This window comes from Oscillatoria sp. HE19RPO, from assembly GCF_024220515.1.
Taxonomy (GTDB): Bacteria; Cyanobacteriota; Cyanobacteriia; order Cyanobacteriales; family Laspinemataceae; genus Laspinema.
This window is the reverse complement of record NZ_JAMXOT010000281.1, coordinates 1-24,137: the sequence shown is the minus strand read 5'-3', so window position 1 is coordinate 24,137 and position 24,137 is coordinate 1. Positions and strand designations below refer to the sequence as shown.

Annotated in this window: 16 protein-coding genes; 10 read left to right on the top strand and 6 right to left on the bottom strand. The window is 48.4% G+C overall.

Annotated elements, in window-relative coordinates; all coding sequences use genetic code 11:
- Window positions 1-172 precede the first annotated feature (172 nt).
- The gene (locus tag NG833_RS23070; protein WP_254567618.1) at window positions 173-1,783 is read right to left on the bottom strand and encodes an Hsp70 family protein; all 1,611 of its coding nucleotides are present in this window, start codon (window positions 1,781-1,783) and stop codon (window positions 173-175) included.
- A gap of 821 nt (window positions 1,784-2,604) precedes the next feature.
- Here NG833_RS23070 and NG833_RS23065 point away from each other — a divergent pair.
- The 3 genes from NG833_RS23065 to NG833_RS23055 all read left to right on the top strand — a co-directional run bounded on the left by NG833_RS23065 (window position 2,605) and on the right by NG833_RS23055 (window position 5,197).
- Window positions 2,605-4,422: a family 10 glycosylhydrolase gene (locus NG833_RS23065; RefSeq protein WP_254567617.1), complete on the top strand. Its 1,818-nt coding sequence runs from the start codon at window positions 2,605-2,607 to the stop codon at window positions 4,420-4,422.
- A gap of 135 nt (window positions 4,423-4,557) precedes the next feature.
- A complete protein-coding gene (locus NG833_RS23060) occupies window positions 4,558-4,749 on the top strand; it encodes a hypothetical protein (protein ID WP_254567616.1) in 192 nt (63 codons plus the stop codon).
- A gap of 55 nt (window positions 4,750-4,804) precedes the next feature.
- Window positions 4,805-5,197, top strand: a complete 393-nt coding sequence (locus NG833_RS23055; protein ID WP_254567615.1) for a hypothetical protein — start codon at window positions 4,805-4,807, stop codon at window positions 5,195-5,197.
- 124 nt (window positions 5,198-5,321) lie between these two features.
- Here the strand turns inward: NG833_RS23055 and NG833_RS23050 are convergent, their stop codons facing one another.
- Together NG833_RS23050 and NG833_RS23045 are read right to left on the bottom strand one after the other, a co-directional pair.
- A complete protein-coding gene (locus NG833_RS23050) occupies window positions 5,322-6,290 on the bottom strand; it encodes a S1C family serine protease (protein WP_254567614.1) in 969 nt (322 codons plus the stop codon).
- Window positions 6,287-6,433: a hypothetical protein gene (locus NG833_RS23045; protein ID WP_254567613.1), complete on the bottom strand. Its 147-nt coding sequence runs from the start codon at window positions 6,431-6,433 to the stop codon at window positions 6,287-6,289. The genes NG833_RS23050 and NG833_RS23045 overlap by 4 nt, the downstream gene beginning before the upstream one ends.
- 173 nt (window positions 6,434-6,606) lie before the next feature.
- On the opposite strand from NG833_RS23045, the gene NG833_RS23040 reads away from it, so the two are divergent.
- Both NG833_RS23040 and NG833_RS23035 read left to right on the top strand, forming a co-directional pair.
- The gene (locus tag NG833_RS23040) at window positions 6,607-8,163 is read left to right on the top strand and encodes a PQQ-binding-like beta-propeller repeat protein (protein WP_254567612.1); all 1,557 of its coding nucleotides are present in this window, start codon (window positions 6,607-6,609) and stop codon (window positions 8,161-8,163) included.
- Between the two features lie 245 nt (window positions 8,164-8,408).
- Window positions 8,409-8,882, top strand: coding sequence for a TspO/MBR family protein (locus tag NG833_RS23035; RefSeq protein WP_254567611.1), 474 nt, complete (start codon window positions 8,409-8,411; stop codon window positions 8,880-8,882).
- A gap of 57 nt (window positions 8,883-8,939) precedes the next feature.
- Here NG833_RS23035 and NG833_RS23030 read toward each other — a convergent pair whose 3' ends face one another.
- Window positions 8,940-9,278, bottom strand: coding sequence for a zinc ribbon domain-containing protein (locus NG833_RS23030; protein ID WP_254567610.1), 339 nt, complete (start codon window positions 9,276-9,278; stop codon window positions 8,940-8,942).
- Window positions 9,279-9,626: 348 nt separating this feature from the next.
- On the opposite strand from NG833_RS23030, the gene NG833_RS23025 reads away from it, so the two are divergent.
- The 4 genes from NG833_RS23025 (at window position 9,627) to NG833_RS23010 (ending at window position 19,789) form a co-directional block, all read left to right on the top strand.
- Window positions 9,627-10,598 carry a glycosyltransferase family 2 protein gene (locus NG833_RS23025; RefSeq protein ID WP_254567609.1) on the top strand — a complete coding sequence of 324 codons (972 nt, stop codon included), beginning with the start codon at window positions 9,627-9,629 and terminating at the stop codon, window positions 10,596-10,598.
- Between the two features lie 700 nt (window positions 10,599-11,298).
- Window positions 11,299-15,072 carry a response regulator gene (locus NG833_RS23020; RefSeq protein ID WP_254567608.1) on the top strand — a complete coding sequence of 1,258 codons (3,774 nt, stop codon included), beginning with the start codon at window positions 11,299-11,301 and terminating at the stop codon, window positions 15,070-15,072.
- A 161-nt stretch (window positions 15,073-15,233) separates the two neighbouring features.
- Window positions 15,234-19,067 (top strand): response regulator, encoded by a 3,834-nt coding sequence (locus NG833_RS23015; RefSeq protein WP_254567607.1) that lies wholly within the window; start codon window positions 15,234-15,236, stop codon window positions 19,065-19,067.
- A gap of 107 nt (window positions 19,068-19,174) precedes the next feature.
- Window positions 19,175-19,789, top strand: a complete 615-nt coding sequence (locus NG833_RS23010; protein WP_254567606.1) for a class I SAM-dependent methyltransferase — start codon at window positions 19,175-19,177, stop codon at window positions 19,787-19,789.
- 386 nt (window positions 19,790-20,175) lie between these two features.
- Here NG833_RS23010 and NG833_RS23005 read toward each other — a convergent pair whose 3' ends face one another.
- Window positions 20,176-21,060: a PIN domain-containing protein gene (locus NG833_RS23005; protein ID WP_254567605.1), complete on the bottom strand. Its 885-nt coding sequence runs from the start codon at window positions 21,058-21,060 to the stop codon at window positions 20,176-20,178.
- Window positions 21,061-21,271: 211 nt separating this feature from the next.
- Entirely contained in the window at window positions 21,272-22,780 is a 1,509-nt protein-coding gene (locus NG833_RS23000) for a site-2 protease family protein (RefSeq protein ID WP_254567604.1), read from the bottom strand.
- Between the two features lie 475 nt (window positions 22,781-23,255).
- Here NG833_RS23000 and NG833_RS22995 point away from each other — a divergent pair, with 475 nt between their 5' ends.
- A complete protein-coding gene (locus NG833_RS22995) occupies window positions 23,256-23,585 on the top strand; it encodes a DUF3493 domain-containing protein (protein ID WP_254567603.1) in 330 nt (109 codons plus the stop codon).
- Window positions 23,586-24,137 lie beyond the last annotated feature (552 nt).

Here is a 24,137-nt window from a genome sequence, read left to right as displayed (position 1 = left end):
GCGCCCCTAAAAATCAATACACCTTGACAGGGCTAGAATAAGAAACCTCGTGTCATGGCTCTGCCGTGACACGCACGATCAGCGGCTCTGCCGCCTGTATGGGGACTGGAGGCAGAGCCTCCAATCGTCCGTGACTCGCTTAAGCCAAGTCACGAGGAAGAACCTCCCCTGTTTAATTATCCGGTTCCCGCTCATCAATTAAGACGAAACCAGGAAACATTTTGGCGATCGCATTGCCTAGCTCGTATTCAATTCGTTTTTCTCCTGGGATATCTTCTATGACTAAATAGGCAATTTGAGACCGATCCACTCGCATCCCCACCCGCCATGAATCATGGGATTCATAACTGGGAAGTTTGACCATATCCGGTAGGGATTCTTTCAATCTGATGCCCTTGGATTGGGGGTCAACCCAGAGGGTTAAACTCAGGGGGGTATCATTTTGAAAGGTCACTAAGGGGGGAATTTCGGCAAACTGAGGTTTCGCCAATTCATCTAAACCCGAACCGCCTTTAATAATCGGTATAAACCGCTGCTCTCGTTCTGCTTGGGGATTAATGGTATCTACGACAATTCCCAGGGTATGAACGTATTTTTCTGTGGGTTCTACTTGTTGATTGGCAATTAAACAGGCTCCGTAAGAGATGGCATAAGCACTATTGGTGATATTAAAGGTTTGGTCAAAGCGGGGGTCGGTTTCATTGATGGATAAGGCTTCGGAAATGGCGCGTTGGACGAGGAGAAATTGGGAGAATCCTCCGACTAAAAAGAGGCGGTCAATTTCTAGTTTTTGTTGCTGTAACCAGGTTTGTAAGCGGTTCATCACCCGGTGAATTCCCGTGGAAATGGGGGTAAAGGCTTCTAGGACTTCGGCGAAGCTGACGCTGTAGCCGCCGGCAAAGACATATAAATCGCGATCGCCATAAATATCCGGTTCTTTTAAACAGTTGATGAGTTTGCGGGTTCCTCGGCCATGAGAGCCAATTTTGACCGTTTCAAACTCGCGGAGTAAGCGCAGGAATTCCGGGTCGGTTTCATCTAACGGGTGGCCATGTTTGCGTTGGTAGGCGAGTTGGACACAGTGGCGATCGAAGGCAACTCCAGCAGAATCTAAGCCGCAGTCACCTTCTCCATCAAAATAAAGCACCTCGACTTTTTTATCCCCATAAATCCGGCAGAGACTCACATCAAAAGTCCCGCCTCCCATATCGCAAACTAGCAAATTTCCATTAAAGGGAGCAATCCCCTCTTGTCGAGCGCGCCGTTGGATTTCCCAAGTATAATAAGCCGCTGCTGCCACAGGTTCACTCACCAGATGAATCAGAGGTAATCCTAACTGTTTAATTAAGGTTTGGAGCGATTCCCGGCCCCGATTATAAATATCTCGCTGCCAAATTTCTGGAACCGAAACCACCAACGCATTCACCGCCCCTTGTTGGTTGATAAAACTATAGGGATTCTCCTTAGAAATTAGCAGTTCCCGCAGGTAATCAGCGGTGACGGTACTCGGGGTGCGATCGCCCGCAAAATACTCGGAAAAATCAGCCAACGGCAACCGCATTTTAAAATTGCCATAACTTTCCACCTCTGGATGATTCGCTGCGGTGGTCCTTGCCGCCATGCCAATTTCCACAAATCCCTCATCGTAGGCGATAAAGGAAGGGACATATTTATGACCGTCTGGCCCCCCATATTGGAAAGCATCCAGTTCTCCAGTCGGACCCATGTAGGAGACGATCGAGTTAGTAGTGCCGAAATCGAGTCCGATATTGTAGCCTGTCATGATTCCTACAGTGTCAGGGGTGATCATCCAATCTGGCGCAGAGTTTCCGGGTCACTCTTCCATCAACGGGACCAGAAAGCCGGTTTCTGGCCCTCCTGGGGTGCGGATTGGCAGAGCGTTTGTGAAGAACCCCGGTTTTTCACCGCTGTGCCCACCCCATAGCACAGTCTATTTTAAAGGGCGACAGTGCCTGCTGACTTCTTTCGGTGAGCTTCTGTGCTCGGGATGCCTGTTCCCACCCTCAACTGGACTTCTGAATGGCCCTCTGCTTTCGGGGTCAGGACTTACGCAATTTTTAATATTAACCTCAAAATGTAGAGGCGATTCGCGAATCGCCTCTACATTTTGGGTGGATTGTCAACATTTGCTTACGTTTTGATTGGATGGGTTTTTTATAAAATTTTTGAGAATAAACGAACTTTGGAGAAGAGAACGACTGAAGTCGTTACTACGAACTTTGGAGAAGAGAACGCCTGAAGGCGTTACTATGAACATGAAAAGAACGACTGAAGTCGTTACTACGAACATGAAAAGAACGACTGAAGTCGTTACTACGAACATGAAAAGAACGACTGAAGTCGTTACTACGAACTTTGGAACGAATAAATTAGGTTTTTTCTTAGCCTGCGAAGGCAGGCTTCGTCCTGTGAGCCTCCACCCTTCAGGGTGCGGGTTTTTATTCCCCTCTATAAATGTCATGAATCCCGAAATTGGGTCTAAAGTGGTGTCTAATAGTGCCAGGACTATCATGATGAAGGGTTTCCCCTGGGGCATTTAGTCCCAAATCACGCTCTGTTTGACTGTTCAGGACTTTTCTATCTATGTTTAACTTCCAGAATTGGCAACTGCTTCCGACATTTCTGCTGAGTCTGTCTCTGATTCCCTTGGCAACCCTACCGACAAGGGCGCAATCTTCTTTTACCGATGTGCAAGGACATTGGGCTCAATCTTGCATTGAAACTCTGCAAACTCGGCGGATTATTAATGGATATGAAGATGGTACGTTTCGTCCCAATGCGCCGGTGACGCGGGCGGAATTTGCCACGATGTTGGATGTGGCTTTTCCGAATGCGACAGCGGGACGGGATGCAGTTGCTTTTGCAGATGTTCCTAATAGTTATTGGGCAACTCCGGCGATTCGTAGTGCTTATCAACGAGGATTTTTATCGGGATATCCAGGAAATCGGTTTAATCCCACGGAAAATATTCTTCGGGTGCAGGCATGGGTGAGTTTGGTGAGTGGATTGAATTATTCTGTGCAAGGAGAACCCCAGAAGTTGTTATCTGAAATGTTTGATGATGCGGGACAAATTCCGAGTTATGCTCGCAATGCGATCGCAGCAGCAACGGAAAAACGCCTGATTGTTAATTATCCCAATCTCCGGCGTTTAGATAGCGATCGCACTGCCTCTCGTGCAGATGTCTCGGCTTTCCTCTGTCAAGCCCTGATGGGACGTACTTCCCCTCTGTCTTCCGACTATGTTGCCCTTGCGCCTATTCCTATCCCGAATTCTGAAATTCGTGGGGTTTGGTTAACCAATATTGATAGCGATGTGCTCTTTTCTAAACGCAATCTGGAACGGGGAATAAAACGACTGGCTGACCTTAATTTTAACACGGTTTATCCCACGGTTTGGAATTGGGGATATACCTTATATCCGAGTCAGGTAGCGCAACGGGTGACGGGGAAATCGATGCAGTTGGTCCCGCCAATCGATCGCGATCATGACCCGAATTTGGGACAAGGGCGGGATATGCTCAAGGAGGCGATCGCCGAAGGGAAAAAGCATGGATTGCGGGTGATTCCTTGGTTTGAATTTGGCTTTATGGCCCCGGCTGATTCAGAATTAGCCCGTCGTCATCCCCACTGGCTGACGGAACGCAGCGATGGGACTGAAGTGAAAATGGAAGGAGAACATCCTCGGGTTTGGCTCAATCCTTTTCACCCGGAAGTCCAACAATTTATCCTCGATTTACTCCTAGAAATTGTTACGAATTACAAGGTAGATGGCATCCAATTGGATGACCATTTAGGATTACCTTCAGAATATGGCTATGATGATTACACCGTCAGCCTCTACAAACAAGAACATAACGGCAATTCTCCCCCGCTAGACCCGAAAGACCCGGCTTGGTTACGCTGGCGGGCGGATAAAATCACGGCTTTTAAGGAACGAATGTTCCGAGAAATTAAAGCGCGCAATCCCAAGGCGATCGTGAGTTTATCTCCCAATCCTCAAGAGTTTTCCTATGAATACTATTTAGCAGATTGGGCAACCTGGGAACAAAAGGGATTAGTGGAAGAAATCGTTTTGCAACTGTATCGGAATGATATTAATGTATTTATTGAGGAATTAGACCGGCCCGAAGTGCAAGCGGCCCGACGCAATATTCCCGTGGGGATTGGGATTCTCAGTGGGTTACGCGGTCGCCCTATTCCCATGAGTCAAATTCAAGAACAGGTGGAAGTAGTTCGGGAAAAAGGATTTGCGGGAGTGTCTTTCTTTTTCTATGAAAGTATGTGGAGTTGGTCCAATGAAACGCCAACTCAACGGGAACAGGGGTTCGGGGAATTGTTTCCGAATCGGGCCGATCGCCCCAGTGTGATTGATAACGAGAATTGGCAATCTCACCCCTAATGGATTCGCCCTCAAGTCAACATTTGTTGATAATTTCCCACAGTTTCCAGGAAGGCGATCGCCACGCCTCCAGAACCACCCTCGCAACTTATCTCCCGAGTCCGGGGGGACTTCAGGGGTTAGAAACCGGGTTTCTTGAGAACATCTCCCGCAAGTTGCCACAAATCTCGGACAGAAACCCGGTTTCTGGTCCTCTCTAAACAAGACTGTACCGGCATTCTAGCAGAGGGACTGACTGACACAAAAACCCGGGAAATCAACCTCTTGGAACATTTCCAACCCCCTGGGGGTCAATCCACAGGAAAAGAAACATCCCAATTTAGCTAAATGCCGAAGAGGGATTATTTTGTAATTATTTCGTCGATCCTTTTCTTTAAAATCCATGAAAAATTCAGGCAAACTTCAAGCCATTTTATTGGGTATCGGACTGGTCCTCGCCTCGGGTTTCACCTTCTTGCAAGCAGCATCGGCTCAAAGACCCCTCCAAGCCCTGACCGAACGCATGATCACCTACCAAGGCATTACCTATCCGGTGATTCGTTCTTTGCCAGTGATTCTCGATCGCACCGGGGGTCGTGCTTCTCGGGGAAATATTATCACTCCCGAGACCAGTTCCGATGGCCGTTATGAATTAGTTGAATTAATTGGCGATATGAGTTCCCGGAGTATTTTCTCCTATACTGGACGCACCGCCTTCCGTCAAGCTCGGGTCCGCGATACCGTCACTGGAGAAACGATGGAAGTCTTAGTTCCCCTGATGGTCCGCTACTTCTAAAATTCGGTTCTCGGCAGCGGAAAACACCTCTGCCTATCTCCTCACCTCAAAACATGAACCCTAAAACCTCAGCAAAATGCTGGGGTTTTGTTTCGGGAACTGAAAGGGTCCGGGTGGTTACCCCTTAAAAATTCACGCGCACATTTGCCACTCGCCGTCCGCGACTGATGGTGAACACTGCCGAATTTGGACGGGTATTTAAAAACGCCAGCAGTTGCTCGATCCGCCGTAACCGAGTGCCATTCACCCCTAAGAGGCGATCGCCGGACCGCAACCCAATTTGCGCCGCAGGAGAACCCCGTTCCACAGACTGAATGACTAAACCCGCATTCACCTCCACCCCTAACCGAGGCGGGGGAGAAGTTGACCGAGATGGGGATGGGGAAGGCGATGGCGTCCTAGAGGTCCCTTGGGCCACAGTCCGCGAACGATTCGCAGCGATAAAGTCCTCGGCAACTGTGGCACTGGTGGCAAACCCAATCCCAATATTACCCCCACGACCCGGGCTTAAAATGGCCTTGTTGACGCCGATGAGTTCTCCATTGGAATTGAGCAAAGGACCGCCAGAATTACCGGGATTGATGGCAGCATCGGTTTGTAAATCCCCATTATCAGCAATTCGGCTCAAAATTCCGGTAGTAAAGGTTCCCGAAAGTCCAAAGGGACTGCCGATCGCATACACTCGCTGACCCACTCGAATACCATCTCGACTCGCCATCCGTAACGCAGGCAAGGGATCATCGGTTCTAAGTCGAACTAAGGCTAAATCATTGCGGCGATCGGTGGCAATCACATCCCCGGTGTAAGTCTGTCCCGTACTGGTGAGGACCTCCACCCGGCCATTACGCGCCGAACTAACCACATGATCGTTGGTTAAAACGAGGCCATCTGCACTGATAATACTTCCAGACCCTGCACCTCTGCCTACGCGGATGGTCACAACCGAGGGGCTCGCTTGTTGGTAGACATTGATGCTGGTTTGTTCATCCGCGCTAAAGGCGGTGGCAACGGGGGAGAAAGGAGGACTCACCAGACCTGACGTGGCGATCGCCCCAGCGGTGAGAATACTCAGTAATAACCTCTGTGGTTTCATGCCTTTAACTCTCGCGGTATGGACTCAAAATATTCATTCAAAATATAGAATTTGTAGACGTTGTTAGACCCTAGCAGTTCCATTTTCTGGGGCGATCGCCTCAGAGTTTCAGGTACGATGAGATCGCCTTGCTCAATTTTCATCGCCACTGACGGACCTAGACCCGGCGATCGGCCTTGGAGGAATCAGGGTCACCGTCATCCTCCTGGCTCATGGTTTCGTTCCCTGGCGATCGGTCCAACCCTTTTAAATTTTAGCCTTTTTACCCATGAGTTTAAACCGGCGAACCTTTAATAAAAACGCGCTGCTCTTTTTAATGGGTTCTTCACTACCACCCATTCTACAAGGATGTCGCATCAACAACATTTCAACTGCACCCCCGAGGAATTTGTTACCCACGGTTACTGAAACCGTTAATCAGGCGATCGCAGGACTCTCCCCAGACACCGAATTATTAATCCCCACCTTTCTCGGCAACGATCAACGGCGATTTTATGGTCGAGGAATTCCCCAAGGATTCAATCTCCTCGATAAATTTGCCCTCGGAACCGGCAGAACCCGCGTCGGCACCTCCTGGCGAACCTGGAGTGGTGCCGGATGGACGGGACAACCCACCCTCACCCGAGACGGAGGCAAAGTTTATCTCACCATTGGCGCTTATGATCGCAGTTTAAGAAAAATTGATATTGCTACCAACGAAGTCTTATGGCGCTATCAGTTTGATGATGTAATTAAAGGGAGTGCCAGTCTTTATATCGATGAAAAAGCCCCGGAAGAAAATCGCATCGTCATCTTACAAGGCAGTCGATTAGGCATCCAAAATTCTCTCAACTCCTCCGGTCCCATTCCCAGCTTTCGCGCCATTTCTTTTAGAACCGGCCAAGAACTCTGGAAACTGGATATTAGAAAAACCGCCAGTTATAGCCGGGATAATGATAGCAGTGCCTTAGATTTAGGTAATGGGGTTTTATTCAATTCTGGAGAAAATGGCATTGGCTATTTTCTGAATAGTTCCACCGCTGCCGCTACCCTAAAATCCGGCATCCGTCAACCGGAAATTTTAGGGGAAGTTCAACTCTATGAAGCTCAAGATAGTCTTCGCCAAGGCGGCAATATCGTCACTGAATCTTCCCCCGCCCGATTGGGAAACAGACTGTTTGTCGCTGCTGGTTCGGGTCATATCTATGGCATCAACTTAGAAACAAAAAAAATTATCTGGGATTTTTTCACCGGGTCCGATATTGAGGGCAGTGTGGTTATTTCTAAAGATGATCAATTATTTTGCACCATTGAACGGCAATATATCCCTGGCCAAGGGGGAGTTTTTAAACTTGACCCCAATCAACCGGAAGAGAATGCGGTCAAGTGGTTTTTACCCACTGGAAATCGTAATTTTAGTGGATGGCAAGGGGGAATTATTGGGTCGGTTGCTCTCAATGATGAATATAATCCGAATGGAGAATTTCCGGCCTTATTTGCTACGAATGCGATCGATGGTTATCTTTATATTGGGTCGCAAACTCAAATCACGGGTCAAAAAGTTAAGGGGCCTTGGTTGAAAAAAGATTATGAAACGCCGTTGATTGTATTTAAAGTGAATATTGGGGGGTCGATTTCTACTCCGATTTTTACCGAGGGAAATAAATTGATAGCGGCAGGATATAATGGGGTGTATTTGTTTGACTTACATTTTGAAGAATCCCAGGGCGATCGAGGGAATACCGTCCCGAATCAACGGGGAGAGTTTTATCAGGTCAAGGTTGAAAAATCAGGACATTTTTTACCGGGTATTTCCTTTGAAGCTACCCCAATTGTTTGGGATGGAATTGTTAGGATTTGCGCCCGAGATGGTTGGATGTATTCTCTTGGATGATTTGTTTTGGGTTTGGGGATAACGACTGAAGTCGTTACTACGAACTTATGAGAAGAGAACGACTGAAGTTGTTACTACGAACGTTAGAGAAGAGAACGACTGAAGTCGTTACTACGAACTTATGAGAAGAGAACGACTGAAGTCGTTACTACGAACTTACGAGAAATAGGGAGGTTGTTATTATGAAATGAAAATTTAGGATATACTGGAGGGGAAAATGTGGGATGGTATGGAGGTGGGGAGTTATGATTCAGTCTTGGATGGTTATTGGGGCGATCGCCATTTTAGTGGCCGGTCTGGGGAGTGCATTGACCGGGGCCGATATTCGCTGGTTTAATCGGTTGCAGCGTCCGCGATGGTTGACGTTTGAACGGGCAATTCCCATCATTTGGACGGTCATTTTTATCTGTGGCGGTTGGTCCGCTTATTTGGTTTGGGAAGCCGACCCAGGAAGTCAACTGACTTGGGTCTTAATGGTCTTTTATTTAGTCCTAGAAATTGTCACTATTTCTTATACTCCGGTGATGTGTAAATTACGAAGTCTCACCGTTGGAACCATTATTGGCGCGACTGGAGGATTACTGAGCTATTTATTAGCTTTAAGTGTTTCGCCGGTTTCACCTTGGGCGGTCGTTTTATTAATTCCTTATATGATTTGGAGTCCGATTGGAACTTATACCACTTGGGCAATGGTTCAACTTAATCCAGAGGACCGCTAAAAAAGAGCTGAGTATTCCCCACTCAACTCTTGAATAGAACGATCTGATAATAGGAATTTAGTCGCCTATTTTTTGTTTCAAATCAGGATAGGTGCTGCGATCGCCGGGTCGGACAATCCGACTTTCTCCATCGGTTGCTGTGACATTTTCATAAACCCCATCGTCCCGTTTCACCAACTTGCTGAACCCGTGACTTTTGAGTTCGCTGTTGCCGGTGGGAAACATCACCGCTGGGGCGCAGATCAGACGTCGCACGGGTGCAGATAGAGGCGTCTCACCCGGTTCGAGGTTTGCCAACTGGCACAATTCTCCCCAAGTTTGCGCTTTCTCTTTAATGGAGTGAGTCACGTCCAGTTTTTGATTGGTACTAGGACAGAAATAAGTATAGAGCGGCATAATCTGTCTGTTGCAGTTAGTGGGTGTATGGTTTGGCACTTGATTCTTGAGGTCGCTTTAATCATAGCAGATTGGGAGGATGGGGAAGAAGTTTGTAGTAACGACTTTAGTCGTTGCTCTCGTGTTATGGCATCCGCCATAACACGAGCAATCTGAGGGTCTACCCGCTTGCCTGCTTGGGAACTGGAGAAAGCGCCTGACATTGGGGTGTGACTTGGCTCCTGCCAAGTCACGCGGTAACGACTAAAGTCGTTACTACAAACTTCTTCCCCATCCTCCCCATCTCCCCCATCTCCCCAACCTGCCCTCCAAGCGCTAAAATTTAAGCGCTAAACCTGCAAGGATGCTATGACGAAACTGATTATTCAAATTCCCTGTTATAACGAAGAACAGACCCTGGGACTTACCCTGAGTGAACTCCCCCGTCAGTTACCGGGGATTGATGAAATTGAGTGGTTGGTGATTGATGATGGCAGTCGCGATCGCACGGTGGAAGTTGCCAAAGCTTGTGGGGTGGATCACATTGTTCGTCTTGCCAATAATCAAGGTTTAGCTAAGGCATTTATGGCGGGATTAGAAGCGTCTCTAAAAGCCGGGGCTGATATTATTGTTAATACCGATGCAGATAATCAATATTGTGCTGAAGATATCCCAGTTTTGATTCAACCGATTTTATTCGGAACAGCGGAAATTGTGATCGGGGCGCGACCGATTCAAGAAATTAAACATTTTTCCCCCACTAAAAAATTCTTACAACGTCTGGGGAGTTGGGTGGTGCGTCTAGCTAGTAATACCAGAATTCCCGATGCACCCAGTGGCTTTCGGGCGTTTAGTCGCGAAGCAGCGATGCAATTAAATGTGTTTAATCAATATACTTATACGTTAGAAACGATTATCCAAGCGGGACAGAAAGGGATGGCGATTACTTCGGTTCCCATCCGCACCAATGGAGAGTTACGACCTTCTCGATTAGTCAAGAGTATTCCCAGCTATATTCATCGGTCTATTTTAACGATTTTTAGAATTTTCATGACTTACAAACCCCTGCGGTTCTTCCTGCTGTTGGGAAGTTTTCCCTTGGGTTTAGGGGTAGCCTTGGGGTTGCGCTGGTTAGGGTTCTTTTTAATGGGAACTGACCGGACTCGTATTCCGAGTTTAATTTTAGCGGCTATTTTAATTTTAATTGGGGTTCAGCTCATTATCTTGGGTCTGGTGGCTGATTTATTAGCGGTGAATCGCAAGTTGCTAGAAGATATTCAACTGAGGATGCGGCGGTCAGACTATGCTAAATCCGAGAAAAAAGGTCAGGAAGAGTGTTAAACGGCGAGAGGGTCCTAACTTTATTACTGGGTAGACCTCCGCTTTGAAAGAGGATGGAGGGAGGGGTAGCCCAATCCCTGAATCCAGGGTTTACTCCGGTTTCAAACTCGATTAGGCGGTCGGGAACCTGAGTCGATTTGTTTTTTAAAACCTATCGGTATCAGGCATCAGCCTGAGATTGGAGTGGTCAGGGCGATTGCCCTAGGGCAATTTTAATGGACCGGAGTCAGTGCAGGGCAGAAAACTATTTTTCAGAAATCTGAAGCGATGTGAATACATTTCTGAAGGATAAAATAATATCTAACCGATTTTTGGGAAAAAATGTAATCTAAACTACTATTTTCCGGGAAAGGTTTATCAGGTTTAAGATATGTTATTGGGGTCACGAAAGTGAGGCTCTCGAAGAAAATTTAAGATTTAATTAATCTTTAAATCTTAGATTGATGGTTTAAAATTAGTGACAAACTTAGTCAGAAGCTAAACGATTGGTAAAAAATAAACAATGAGCGTCATCTTCCTAAAGACAGATTAAAAAGCTTACAGCGGAGAAAATATATGGAGCTTTTCGGGGGAAGGACTGCAAACTCGAAGCCGAACGGGTATCAAAATTTGAAGAAAAGGTAGGGAAAAAAAGAAGAAGGCGAGAACGAAGTTCGCTGCCTGGGTTCCGTGAAATGTACTCAAGGTTCAAGTGATTTGTATGCTTCAGGGAATGGGAATCAATCGCTATAGCGAGATTATGGTAACCGGCAGCTACGCTCCTCACATAGTGGGGCTGTCAATTTGGATGGCGATCGCGGTGTCTTATCTAACAATCGCTCTGGATGGACCCATTCAGATGGAAGCCCGATCGCACCGAGGCGGGTTGACAACCAGTACCGTAATAGCCTCAGCTTGGTTCACTGGAATGTACTTAACCGGACCCCCCCTAGAAACGAGGAACCAGCCGTTTACTGAGGAGGTTAGGATAATGCTGTCCCTGTTGGTGATGGCGATCGCTGCTGGGATCGGAGTTGCGGTTATTAATGGTGAAGTCATGAAACGGGACCTATTCAGAGTTGAGCATCAAATCAGGGGAGGGGCGATCGCGCCCCAGGTCCTCTGGATCCTCGCTGTCACCCCAGGAGTTAGCCTCATCCTCCTCAGCCTCTTAGATTGGGTGGGAATCACCCCCCCATTTTTCGGACTCGCTGGCGACTCCCTGGCAATCGCCACGGCGATCGGCAACCTGCTCCTAGTCAGCCGAACCACTGGTTCCACGGGGATCAAACCGGGGATCGGCGAACCTCCACAAAACCCCACTCCCGAGGAGAATTGCGATCGCCGAGATCCCCGCGACGAATCACCCTTCGAGATCAGCCACTATGCAGAAGTTGAAGCCGAATTAGCACAAACCAAAACCTTTCTCAACTCAGTCATTGAAAATATGCCCCTCGGCTTATTTATCAAAGATGCCAAAACCTTGCAATTTATCCGGTGGAATAAAGCCAGTGAACAACAATTTGGCTATTCCCAAGAGCAAGTGTTAGGCAAAACCGACTATGACCTCTTTCATCCAGAAGAAGCTGATTTTTTCACTCAAAGCGATCGCCAAGCCCTCTTAACCCAACAAATGGCAGATATTCCCTTAGAAACCGTTCAAACTCCACATCAAGGGATGAGATTGCTTCATACCCGTAAAGTCCCCATTATCGATGAAACTAACACCCCTCAATATCTCATGGGAATTTCTGAAGACATTACCGATTGGGTAGAAGCCCAGGAGGAAATTATCAAGCAGAATCAACGTGCTCAACTCTTTGCAGAATTGACCATCAAAATTCGTCAATCCTTAGATATTGGAGAAATTCTCCAAACCACCGTTGAAGAAGTCCGACAAGTTCTCCACGCCGATCGGGCGATCGTTTTTCAACTGATGGCCGATGGCACCGGAATTGTCGTCAAAGAAGCCGTCGTTGAAACCTGTCAACCCCTCTTAGGAAATCAGATTACCGATACCTGCTTTCCCACCACCTATTTAGAACAATACAAACAAGGCAGAGTCAATGCCATCTGCGATGTTGAATCCGCAGAAATTCACCCTTGCTATCGGGACTTGCTCAGACGAATTGGGGTCAAAGCCAACCTCGTCGTGCCATTACTCCAACGGGATACCCCAGAGGACCCCCTGCGGGAACGACTATGGGGATTACTGATTGCCCATCAATGCTCCACCCCGCGCCAGTGGACCCAATTTGAAACCGAATTGCTGCAACAACTCGCCAATCAAGTCAGCATTGCTCTGTCTCAAGCGCAACTGCTGGCGGAGCAAACCCGCATCTCCCAAAAGCTGGCCAAACAAAACATCATTTTAGCTCAAATGAAACAGGCGGCAGTGGCCGCTAATCGGGCAAAAAGTGAATTTTTAGCCAGTATGAGCCATGAAATTCGCACCCCCATGAATGGGGTAATCGGGATGACGGGATTGCTCCTGGCAACGGAATTAAACCCCCAACAAAAACATTATGCTCAAACGATTTTTTCCAGTGCCGAACATCTATTAACGGTGATTAACGATATTCTCGACTTCTCTAAATTAGAAGCGCGAGAAATGCATCTCAACCCGATTGATTTCGAGTTGGATGAATGTATAGAATCCGTGGTGGATTTGATGGTTGCTCCAGCCCAGGAGAAGGGGCTAGATTTAGGGATTTGCATCGATCGCAATGTTCCTCGCCATCTATTTGGAGACCCGGCGCGGTTGCGTCAGATTTTGCTGAATTTAGTCAACAATGCGATTAAATTTACCGAAGTTGGGGAAGTGTCGATCGCCGTGGATGCTGTCTCAGCAGAGTCCACCTCAGAAACAGATGCCCTCCCCCCAGAACAGCGCAATCCCGTCACCTTGCGATTTGCCGTCACCGATACGGGAATTGGGATTTTACCCCAGAATCAAACCAAGTTATTTCAATCCTTTTCCCAAGTGGATAGTTCCTCCACCCGGCAATATGGGGGGACCGGGTTAGGACTGGCTATCTCTAAACAATTGGTGGAACTGATGCAGGGCAAAATTGGCGTCGAAAGCGAATTGCATCAGGGTTCTACTTTCTGGTTTACTGTTACCCTGCCGGTACAGCAGAATCGCACAGAACGGGAAAATTCCCGGGGGACAACCTTGGAGATGGAGTCTCTAAAACTGCTGGTTGCCGATGAGAGTGCCATGCATCGTCAGTCGGTGCAGCATTTTGCCGATCGCTGGGGAATTACGGTGGATCAAGTCACGGACCCTCAGAGCGCCCTGAGTGCATTGCGCGCAGCGGCAGCAGAGGGAACCCCCTATCATGCAATCTTGGCAAGTGTGAACCTCCTGGAGGGCGATCGCTCAACCCTGTTACAAGCTCTGAAGCAGGAACCCAATTTGGCGACAACCCGGACAATTGCCCTAGCTCAGTTTAATCAACGGGCGATCGCCGAAGCCTTAGCCCCCCATTGGATCAGTGCTTATATCATCAAACCCTTACGGGGGTCTCAGTTTGTGGAAAGCTTGCAACAGGTTTTAGCTCCCCAGGGGTCTGTGCGCTCCCAAGGGGTTCCCGGAGAACCCTTCTCTGGCTCCACCTTCTCCTTGGCTTCTCCCCCTTTGTCCCCTCTGAAAATCTTAATCGCCGAAGATCACGAGATCAATCAACAAGTGATTGTCTTTCAACTCAATACCTTGGGCTACCATGCCGATTGTGTCAATAATGGTCTCGAAGCCCTCGATCGCCTTGCCCGTGAAGATTATGATCTGGTCTTTATGGATTGTCAGATGCCCCTGAAAGATGGCTATGAGGTGACCCGAGAACTCCGAAGGTGTGAAGGAACCCGGCGTCATACCATCGTCATCGCCCTGACTGCTCACGCTCTGAATAGCGATCGCCAGAAGTGTCTGGAGGCAGGAATGGATGACTACCTGAGTAAACCCGTCCTCCTCGAACAGTTGCAGGCAGCACTCGATCGCTGGATTCCCCAGATCATCCCCCTTCAGACCCCGGAACCCAATTTGACCGAGAACCCCCAAGCGCCAGTCACTCTCCATCAGAAAATCAACAGTTCTAGCACCTTGGAACCACCCGGGTCCTTCTCTCCTAGAGATTTACCCGAGGGAACCCTGGAAGATCCACCCCTGGATTGGGCCCGTTTGCAGGAGATTTCCCGAGGTAAACTGGAATTGCAAGAACGCCTGCTAAGAGCCTTTGTGGATAGCCTACGAGGGGATATCGAGGTGATTCGTTCCGCCTGCGATCGCCAGGATTGGAGTACGGTGGAGTTAAAAGCTCACCGGATTAAAGGAGCCAGTCTGAATATGGGTGCGCGGGCGCTCGGGGCCATTTCCAGCCAAATCGAGGAGCAAGTGCGGGCCCAAGTGTTTGAAGCGATCGCCCCCTTATTGTTGAGTTTAGAATCTCAAGTCGATCGCCTGGGAACTTGCACTCAATCTCTCCCCCCTCGATAAGTTACCCCTCGTTAAGGCTCTGTTTGTTTACAAATTGCGCGATTGAGTCAGGGTTCATCTAACCGATCTCATTCTCCACTGGAAGGTTAATTACCGGGGTATGGACATTGAACGTTCCAGAAGGGAATTCCGAGGGGGAGGAACCCCTGAAGTGATAATCTATGTGGGAAATCAACAAAACTGTCGTGACTCCATTTAAACTGCCCTCTTGCTTATCCCGGTTGCGATCGCCCATTTGGGTGTTCGATCTCGAACAATTGCAACTCTGGTGGGCGAACCCTGCCGCCTTGCAACTCTGGGGTGCAGCGAGTTTGGAAGAACTCAGACAGCGAGATTTCCGGGAGATTTTAGGGGCAACCCGCCCCCGATTAAAGGGCTATTACAAACGGTTGAAGTCTGGGGAAACGGCGATGGAACAATGGACGTTTTATCCCCAGGGAGAAGCGGTACAGATTCCCTGCCTTTGTTCTGGAATGGAGATTGACGAAGGACGTTTGGCCCTGTTGGTAGAGGGGGTGAGTCCGGAGATTCTCCATCACCGAGAGGTTGTCAACCCCCTCATACCGGGAAAGGCGTTACCGCAGAAAACCGATATAGGGTTCCAGGCAGTCGTTGTCCGTCAGATTATTGATCCGCTTACGGGGAAAACGATCGCCCTAGTTCAGGAGAATGATTGTCCTGATACTGGAGGCGATCGCCCGCAATCCGCCCGTCCCACTGAGGTGATGCACCCTCCCCTAACCGCTTTTCCAAATCGGGATAAACAACAGTCCCCTCAAGATAATCCGGAAGAAACCATCACCCTGCAACAGGCGATTTTAGATAGTGCCAACTACTCGATTATCTCCACGGGGATTGATGGGATGATTTATACATTTAATGCCACCGCTGAACGCTGGCTGGGTTATACTGCCGAGGAAATGGTCGGGAAAATGACTCCGGCGATTCTCCATGACCCGATGGAAGTGGTCCAGAGGGCACAGGAGTTGTCTGAAGAACTGGGGGTGGAGATAGCGCCTGGATTTGAGGTATTTATCGCCAAAATCCAGCAGGGGAAACCGGACGAATACGAATGGTCATATATTCGTAAAGATGGCAGTCGGTTTCCGGTGTTGTTGTCCATTTCGGCCCTACGCGATCGCACCGGGGAAATTACCGGATATTTGGGGATTGGCAGCGACATCAGCGATCGCAAGGGTGTCGAAGCACAACAGTACGAAACTGAGGCCGCATTGCGATCGCTGATTGAAGTGCAAGCAGCGGTGGATTTAAGCCTGCAAGAGCGCCTTGAGCGGATGTTAGCAATGGGTTCTGAGCGATTTAAGTTAGAAATTGGGATGTTAGGGCGCGTCGAGGGCGATCGCATCGAGATCCTCGCCACTTGCTATCCTCCGACCAGTTTGTTTAAACTGTTTCCCGGGGATGCGTTCAATTTAAGTCAAACCTATGACGCCTATACCCTCTCCGAACAAGCTACACTCTGTATCGAATCCGCTGCCGAATCTGATCTGTGGCAAACCCATAGCGCCTATCAAGTCCGTAAATTCCAAGCCTATATTGGCACGCCGATTGTCGTTGCCTCAGAGGTTTACGGGACTCTGAGCTTTGCCAGCCATAGTCCCCGGGATACCCCCTTTAAAGATAGCGATCGCCAACTGGTGACCTTGATGGCGCAGTGGATTGGCGGGGAAATCGAACGAGACACGGCCCAGAATGCATTCCGCGCTGAATACCAACGCACCTTGTTACTGGGGCAAATTACCCGAGAAATTCGCCAAAGTTTAGATTCTCAACAAATTTTACAAACGGCGACGGATTTAATGGGTCGCGGTTTTCACCTCAATCGTTGTGTGATTCTCTCTTATACCCCCGAAGCGAGTACGGTAGATACCGTGGCAGAATATGTAGAGCCTGGGTATCCATCGATGATAGGCTTTCAAATTCCGGTGGAAGGGAATCCCTACCTTCAAAAGGTGTTTGCTCTCGATCGCGCCGTGGCATCGGATGATGTGAATATTGACCCCTTGCTCCGGGAGGCACTCCCCCTATGCCATCAAGTTCAAATCAAGTCAATGTTAGCCGTTCGCACCTCCTATCAAGGGGAACCAAATGGGACCATTGGCTTACATCAATGCGATCGCTTCCGCCATTGGGAACCCCAGGAAATTGAACTCCTCGAAGCGGTTGCGGTGCAACTCGGTATTGCTTTAGCTCAATCGCAATTACTTGAGCGGGAACGAGCCGCGCGATCGCAACTCGCCGAGCAAAATCAAGCCTTAAAACAAGCCCGAGAATCCGCTGAAGTCGCCAACCGGGCCAAAAGCGAATTCCTCGCCACCATGAGTCACGAAATCCGCACTCCCATGAATGCCGTGATTGGCATGACCGGGTTATTACTGGATATGAATTTAACCGAGGAACAGCGAGATTATATTGATACCATTCGCACCAGTGGCGATGCCTTACTGACGATTATTAATGATATCCTTGACTTTTCTAAAATTGAGTCGGGCAAACTCGAACTAGAAAATCATCCCTTTAATCTGCAAACTTGCATCGAAGAAGCCTTAGATTTGTTTGCGCCGAAAGCTGCTGAAAAAGGGCTGGAATTATTATATCAAATCGAAGTTAACACCCCCAAACAAATTATTTCCGATGTCACTCGGATGCGGCAAATTTTAGTCAATTTAATTGGAAACGCGGTTAAATTTACTCATACCGGCGAAATCCTCGTATCCGTCAATGCCACCCGGTTAACCTCTCGGAATTCTCAAGCAGAACTTGCCACTCCTTTAGTGAGGGGTAATCCGGCGAATGGGGAAACTCCCTTGGGTGTACAACCGCTATCACCGGATCGGTCCACCCCGGTGGCTTACGAGTTCCAATTTTCCATTCGAGATACGGGAATTGGGATTCCCTCCCATCGTCGCGATCGCCTCTTTCAACCCTTTTCTCAAGTCGATGCCTCTACCACTCGTCAGTTTGGCGGGACTGGACTGGGACTGGCAATTTGCAAGCGCTTAAGCGAATTAATGGGGGGTCGGATGTGGATTGAAAGTGAGGAAGGAGTGGGTTCTACCTTTTACTTTACCTTAATGGCTCACTCCAACCCCAAGGCGATCGATTCCCCTGACTATCACCAAAGCGATCGGCCCCTGCTTAAGGGTAAAAAACTGCTCATCGTCGATGATAACGCCACCAATCGACAAATTTTGCTCAAACAAACTCAAAATTGGGGAATGTTCCCCCACAATGCTGCATCCGGTTCCGAAGCCTTAGCTCTTTTAGAAGTTAGCAATCATTTTGACCTTGCCATTTTGGATATGCAAATGCCCGAAATGGATGGATTAACCCTCGCCGCACGGATTCAAACCCAACCCCAATGGCAATCCCTTCCCTTGGTCATGTTCACCTCGATGGGTAAACCCGAATCGTTAGAAATAGATGGAATTTCCGTTGAATTTGCGGCGTTTATTAATAAACCCATTAAACAATCTCAGCTGTATAATACTTTAATACAAGTTCTGGATGAAACCTCCTCCAATAGTCCCGTCAAATATGAGCCTAGCACCCGGTCTAAAAAATCTCTGATTGATGCGGACATGGCGAAACGAATGCCTTTAAGGATTTTATTAGCCGAGGATAATATCGTCAACCAGAAAGTTGCCCTACGCATCTTGGAGCGCATGGGATATCGTGCGGATGTCGCCAACAATGGACTCGAAGTCTTAGCAGCCTTGCAGAGACTATCCTATGATGTCATTCTCATGGATGTGCAAATGCCCGAAATGGATGGGTTAGAAGCGACTCGTCAAATTTGTAAAAAATATGCCGAGAGTTTACACTTACATAAGCCCAGAGTGATTGCCATGACTGCCAATGCCATGCAAGGCGATCGGGAAATCTGTCTAGCGGCTGGAATGGATGATTACATTACCAAACCCATTCGTCTCGAAGAGTTAATCAAAGCCTTATCTTTAGTCAAAGTGGAATAATTGCCATCACTCCTCAGTTAACCTAGCCTGATGATTAGACCTTAATTTTAGGGTTAATTTTCATCTGTTATAATGAAATACTAAGCTGCCAATTCTTATAATTAATTATGAAATTTTATTCCCAGGTTATTTTACCAAAGCTGTTGGATATTACAATGTCCGATCCACGGATTTCCCAGTATAGAGAAGAGGTCTTATCTGAGGTGTCTGGCAATGTTTTAGAAATTGGTTTTGGAACTGGATTGAATTTGCCTCATTATCCCGAAACCGTCCAAAAGCTCACGACGGTAGACCCAAATCCCGGGATGAATCAGTTGGCCCAAAACCGGATTGAGTCCTCGGATATCGATGTAGAAGTTCGGGTGATTAGTGGTGAGAATTTACCGTTTCCCGATGAGAGTTTTGATAGTGTGGTGAGCACTTGGACTTTGTGTAGTATTCCCCAAGTGGAACGGGCTTTAGCAGAAATTCACCGGGTTCTCAAATCTAGTGGAAAATTCTTCTTTTTGGAACATGGATTGAGTGAGGAACCGAAGATTCAAGGGTGGCAGAATTTCCTCACGCCTCTGCAAAAAATTGTGGGGGATGGATGTCATTTGAATCGTCCAATTGAAAGGTTAGTAGAAAATCAGTTTCAGATTTTGGAACTCGATCGCTTTTATGCGCCTAAGATTCCTAAGACTGTGGGATATTTGTACAAAGGGGTTGCGGTAAAAGGATAGGAGGGGGAACGACTGAAGTTGTTACTACGAACATAAGAAACGACTGAAGTTGTTATACCCAATCCGGTTGTTAAAAGTTGATTTTCGGTTTTAGCCCGCGCAGGCGGGCTTCGTCCGTATAGCCCCACCCTTAAGGGTGCGGGTTTTCACAGACCTTTGACAACCGGATTCCGTATTACTACGAACATAAGAAACGACTGAAGTCGTTACTACGAACATCAGAAACGACTGAAGTCGTTACTACGAACATCAGAAACGACTGAAGTCGTTACTACAAACAAAAATAACGACTGAAGTCGTTACTACGAACTTTGAGGAAGTTTTCGCACACTTTGTAGTGCGAGTATCGAGATTTGCTATTTTTATAGCAAACTGATTTAAACTCGCTATAGTCCGGGGATGGGGGGTAAATTTTTTAACTGGGGTTGGATGTGCTTTTGCCAAAAAGGATTAAAGCTTTCAGGGAAGACCATTTTCCACGTAACGCCAAGGACTGCGATCATGAATGCTGCCATGACTAAGGCAGCAAGTCCGGTACTCAACTGAGCGAAAATATTGGATTTCTTGGGTTTGACATAAAATCCCCGTCGGCGATTTTGGAGGACATAAGCCGAATCATCAATGATTTCTTCCTGGATGGGGACGGGTTGAGTTCCCTTGGCTGCGGGACGCTTGGCAGCAGGTTTGCGGGAGGCTGCGGCTTTTTTGTGGCCTTTGGAGGGCGATCTCGCTTGGGAGGCGGTGCTCATTCCGGAGGTATCATCGCTTTGTTCCCATCTCTCCACCTGCTGAGTCACCACCTCTGGTTCTTTCTTCGCCCGAGCCCACTGTAACAACATCGCGGAGGTAATCCCACAGAGATTATCTTGGCGTAAGGCGGCGATCCGTTTGAGTAGGGGTTGTCCATTGCAGACAAAGACAACGATCGCATCTGACCGTTCTAGGGCCACACCGTATGCAGCTTGTGCTATCTCTAAACTTAACCGGGCACTGAAACTCAAGGATGCCCCTTCAGGCGGTGTTAACTTGCGATGGGTAGCGGTGGCGGTGGTTTGCTGCCAGCCACTTTTGGGCCAAAATGCCATAAACTCTTTTGCCGTCTTCTCCTGTCCCGGTTCAGCAGCGCGATCGGCGAAGTTCTGCATGGCGTCAAAGACAACTTTGGGGACAAAACAACTCCCCACCCCTTTGTAATCTTTCCAAATCTTGGTATCACCGGCTAACAGAGAGGTTGTATCAAAAACAAGTAGGATCTGGGGTCGAGCACTCATGATGTTAAAGGGGGGTAAAACAGAAAGAAGAAAGCGCGAACGCTACGGACCAGGGTTTTTTTAATAAAGAGAACAAGAAACCGGGTTTCTCGCCCAAACTTGTTGCTTATGAAGTAAAGATTTTTTCAAGAAACCCGGTTTCTAACTTCTACTGCATCGAGGACCTCAGTATTTTTCTTCGGTCCTGTGTTCTGGCTTTCTCTTTCTATTATTATCCGCCAATTCCTAAACGACCGGCCAAGGAGGTACTCAAGGGGAGTAAGGTGGCGATCGTTAAAAATAAGGCTAACAAAGCCAAGGCTGCCCGGGCATCATCGGGTTCTTTAATTTCGTTCAAACTGGGGCGTTCTAAACCCCGTTGGAGAAAGAGAATCACGATCGCCCAATATAAGGCCAAAGGATTGAAGAAGGCAGCGATCGCGAGGACAACTGCCGTGGCGATCGTCGCCCGTCCGGCAATGGTCCGTCCGTAGACCGCCTGGACAATCCGGCCCCCATCGAGTTGACCCGCAGGCAGGAGGTTAAGGGCGGTAATCACTAATCCTAGCCAACCCATCACCATCATCGGATGGACGGCAACCAAGGGTTGATTCAAGGCCGAACCCAGCACAACTTTTGCTAAAGTACCGACTAACACAGACCCTTGGAAAAACTCTGCCGGAATTTGGAACAAGCTGCCTTCATGGGACAGGAGTAAACCCCCGATTAACATCGCCAGAGAGACTAATCCACCGGCAGCAGGTCCGGCAAAGGCCACATCAAACAAGACTGTTCGGTTCGGCAAGAGGGTTTCAAAGCGATTGATTGCCCCAAAGGAACCGATTTGCCAAGTGGGGATGAAAAAGGGCCAGCTTAAGCGGACGTTATTTTTTTGGGCGATCGCCCGGTGGGCAATTTCATGAGAGAGCAAAACTGCCCAGATTCCCAAGGTTAGGGGGAGCACTTCCCCAAGGCGTTGGGGATTGGTAAAGAAGTCGAATCCCAGGAATAATCCAGCGGTTTCTAAGCTGGTGACAATGGTAGCGACCAATAAGACCACGGCTAGGATTTTTTGTCCTCGGGTGGAGGGTTTGGGGTCGGAGGTACTGGGTAAGACGATCGCCACGGGTTTTTCGTCAGGATTGGGGACTAAAAACAGCCGATAGCGATCGCCCATTCGTTCTTGGAGGGACTCGGCGAGGCGATCGTAAGCCTCATCCGGATCCCCGCGCAGATTCCCTTTAAAAATAGCCCCCTCTTGATAAGAAATGGTTTCTGTGGCAAAGAAGGTATCGATGCCAAAAATCCCCTGGATCTTTTTGAGGTCTTCTTCAGGAATTCTGACAAACTCCGGGGCGATCGTCTTGAGTTGATCTTCAACACCGGAACTCGTCGGGTTTTCTGGGTTGGCCCCCACAGGAGTCCGATCGGACTGCAAGCGTTTGGCGGCCCGTTCTCGCAGGACCTCCTCCTGACCCGCCGCTCGTAGTTGTTTGCCCAGATAGATGTACAAACCCGCAGAGGCGAGAACCAGCAGCAGAATCCCCACTAAGTTCAAGTAGATTCCGGCGGAGAATAAGCCAAAGAACAACAGCCAAGGGAACATCAGTACCGCAGACTGTAACCAGGCTAAGATGCCGAGTTTTCCGAAATCCCTAGCGCGATAATATCCCCACCCCAAGATTCCTAGGGCGACAAACACGATAGCAATTGTTGCAGCATTCTCTGTTGCGATATCCATGTCCTCAATATAAATGCTGGTCAGACACCGCCCGGGCGATCGCTCATGATCATCCCACTGCGACAAATCATGCGGTTGAACCCGCTATCTGTCCCAGAGGTACGCTGTGAAAAACGCCGGGGGATCGATTCCATCTTACCGAGTCATCTACCCTCCCCGATAACCCCAGGCAGAAATTCTCCCGGGAAAAGAAGTTTTAGGGGATCAGAGTTTAAAAAACCCACACCCTCAAGGGTGGGGCTACACGGACGAAGCCTGCCTCCGCAGGCTGAAGAGTAAAATAGCTCTTTCATTCCAAGTCTAAAAACCCACACACTCAAGGGTGGGGGTTCGAGCCCGCGCAGGCGGGCTTCGTCCGGATAGCCCCACCCTTGAGGGTGCGGGTTTCTATAGACCTTGTCCCCTGGGGTTCCGAGTTCCCCATTGTTCTGGATAATGGAAAGGCGAACCTCAACCCTCTGTTTTTCTGAGTCTTATGGCCGATCAAACTCCCGATTCCCCTACTGGGTCCTCCCGCAGTTCTGAACCCACCCGCCCTCGTTCTGGCAACCCTAAACCCCGGGGTAAGCAATCCCTCCCCCCTGAAAAATATGCTCGGTTAAGGGCTGAGGCGGCTGCGCCCTATAAAGGACTGCGTAAATTTGTTTATGTGGTCTGTGGGGCTTCCGGTGGCATTGGCGCTTTTGTGTTTTTGGCGCAACTATTAGCCGGTCGTGAAGTTGGCGCAGCACTGCCTAATTTTGCTCTGCAACTCGGGGTTGTCGCCCTAATGGTGTGGCTCTTTCGGTTAGAAAAGGCCGACTGAAGCCGCCCTTGAATGCTCGATTGTTCTGCTCCTGACAGGAGGACGATCGCGCTTTTACTCTACCGGATTGGGAAGCATTTGGTCGCATGGAAGTCTTCTTCTTGCTTATCGCTGTTAATGCTCCCCCGGTGGGTTTTTCTCTAATGTTTCTGATCCCCTGATAAGAATATCTGATTTTTCCCCAAGTTGCCGGTGAGGTAAAACAATCTCAATAGGACTATCCTTTCACGGCAATGGGTCTTATAATTAAAAGTTTTTTAAAAATCCCGATTGGTCCCATGAGTATAAATCTAAAGAAAAGATTACGAAATTCCAGGTCGGGAAAAATTCCGGTCATAATCAAATCAATAAAGTTCAAATGGGGTCAGCCAATATAAAGACCCTAAACATAAAACCTTCAAGATAAAGAAAAGGCCGGTTGCTGCGATCGCAGCAACCGGCCCTTTCCCTTTTGAGCCTCTAAGGGAACTCCAAAAAATAAAATCTCCAAAACGTTCGTTCGTAGTGACTACTCAATGGAGTAGCTCCGTCACTGTAGGGGCGCAATGCTTG

What these genes read in the sequence shown, in the direction of transcription:
- NG833_RS23045 (WP_254567613.1), bottom strand. Translation starts at nt 6,433, where the DNA reads ATGAAAATTGAGCAAGGCGATCTCATCGTACCTGAAACTCTGAGGCGA.
- NG833_RS23020 (WP_254567608.1), top strand. Translation starts at nt 11,299, where the DNA reads ATGCTTCAGGGAATGGGAATCAATCGCTATAGCGAGATTATGGTAACC.
- NG833_RS23040 (WP_254567612.1), top strand. Translation starts at nt 6,607, where the DNA reads ATGGGTTCTTCACTACCACCCATTCTACAAGGATGTCGCATCAACAAC.
- NG833_RS23065 (WP_254567617.1), top strand. Translation starts at nt 2,605, where the DNA reads ATGTTTAACTTCCAGAATTGGCAACTGCTTCCGACATTTCTGCTGAGT.
- NG833_RS23050 (WP_254567614.1), bottom strand. Translation starts at nt 6,290, where the DNA reads ATGAAACCACAGAGGTTATTACTGAGTATTCTCACCGCTGGGGCGATC.
- NG833_RS22995 (WP_254567603.1), top strand. Translation starts at nt 23,256, where the DNA reads ATGGCCGATCAAACTCCCGATTCCCCTACTGGGTCCTCCCGCAGTTCT.
- NG833_RS23030 (WP_254567610.1), bottom strand. Translation starts at nt 9,278, where the DNA reads ATGCCGCTCTATACTTATTTCTGTCCTAGTACCAATCAAAAACTGGAC.
- NG833_RS23035 (WP_254567611.1), top strand. Translation starts at nt 8,409, where the DNA reads ATGATTCAGTCTTGGATGGTTATTGGGGCGATCGCCATTTTAGTGGCC.
- NG833_RS23000 (WP_254567604.1), bottom strand. Translation starts at nt 22,780, where the DNA reads ATGGATATCGCAACAGAGAATGCTGCAACAATTGCTATCGTGTTTGTC.
- NG833_RS23070 (WP_254567618.1), bottom strand. Translation starts at nt 1,783, where the DNA reads ATGACAGGCTACAATATCGGACTCGATTTCGGCACTACTAACTCGATC.
- NG833_RS23005 (WP_254567605.1), bottom strand. Translation starts at nt 21,060, where the DNA reads ATGAGTGCTCGACCCCAGATCCTACTTGTTTTTGATACAACCTCTCTG.
- NG833_RS23010 (WP_254567606.1), top strand. Translation starts at nt 19,175, where the DNA reads ATGAAATTTTATTCCCAGGTTATTTTACCAAAGCTGTTGGATATTACA.
- NG833_RS23025 (WP_254567609.1), top strand. Translation starts at nt 9,627, where the DNA reads ATGACGAAACTGATTATTCAAATTCCCTGTTATAACGAAGAACAGACC.
- NG833_RS23055 (WP_254567615.1), top strand. Translation starts at nt 4,805, where the DNA reads ATGAAAAATTCAGGCAAACTTCAAGCCATTTTATTGGGTATCGGACTG.
- NG833_RS23015 (WP_254567607.1), top strand. Translation starts at nt 15,234, where the DNA reads ATGTGGGAAATCAACAAAACTGTCGTGACTCCATTTAAACTGCCCTCT.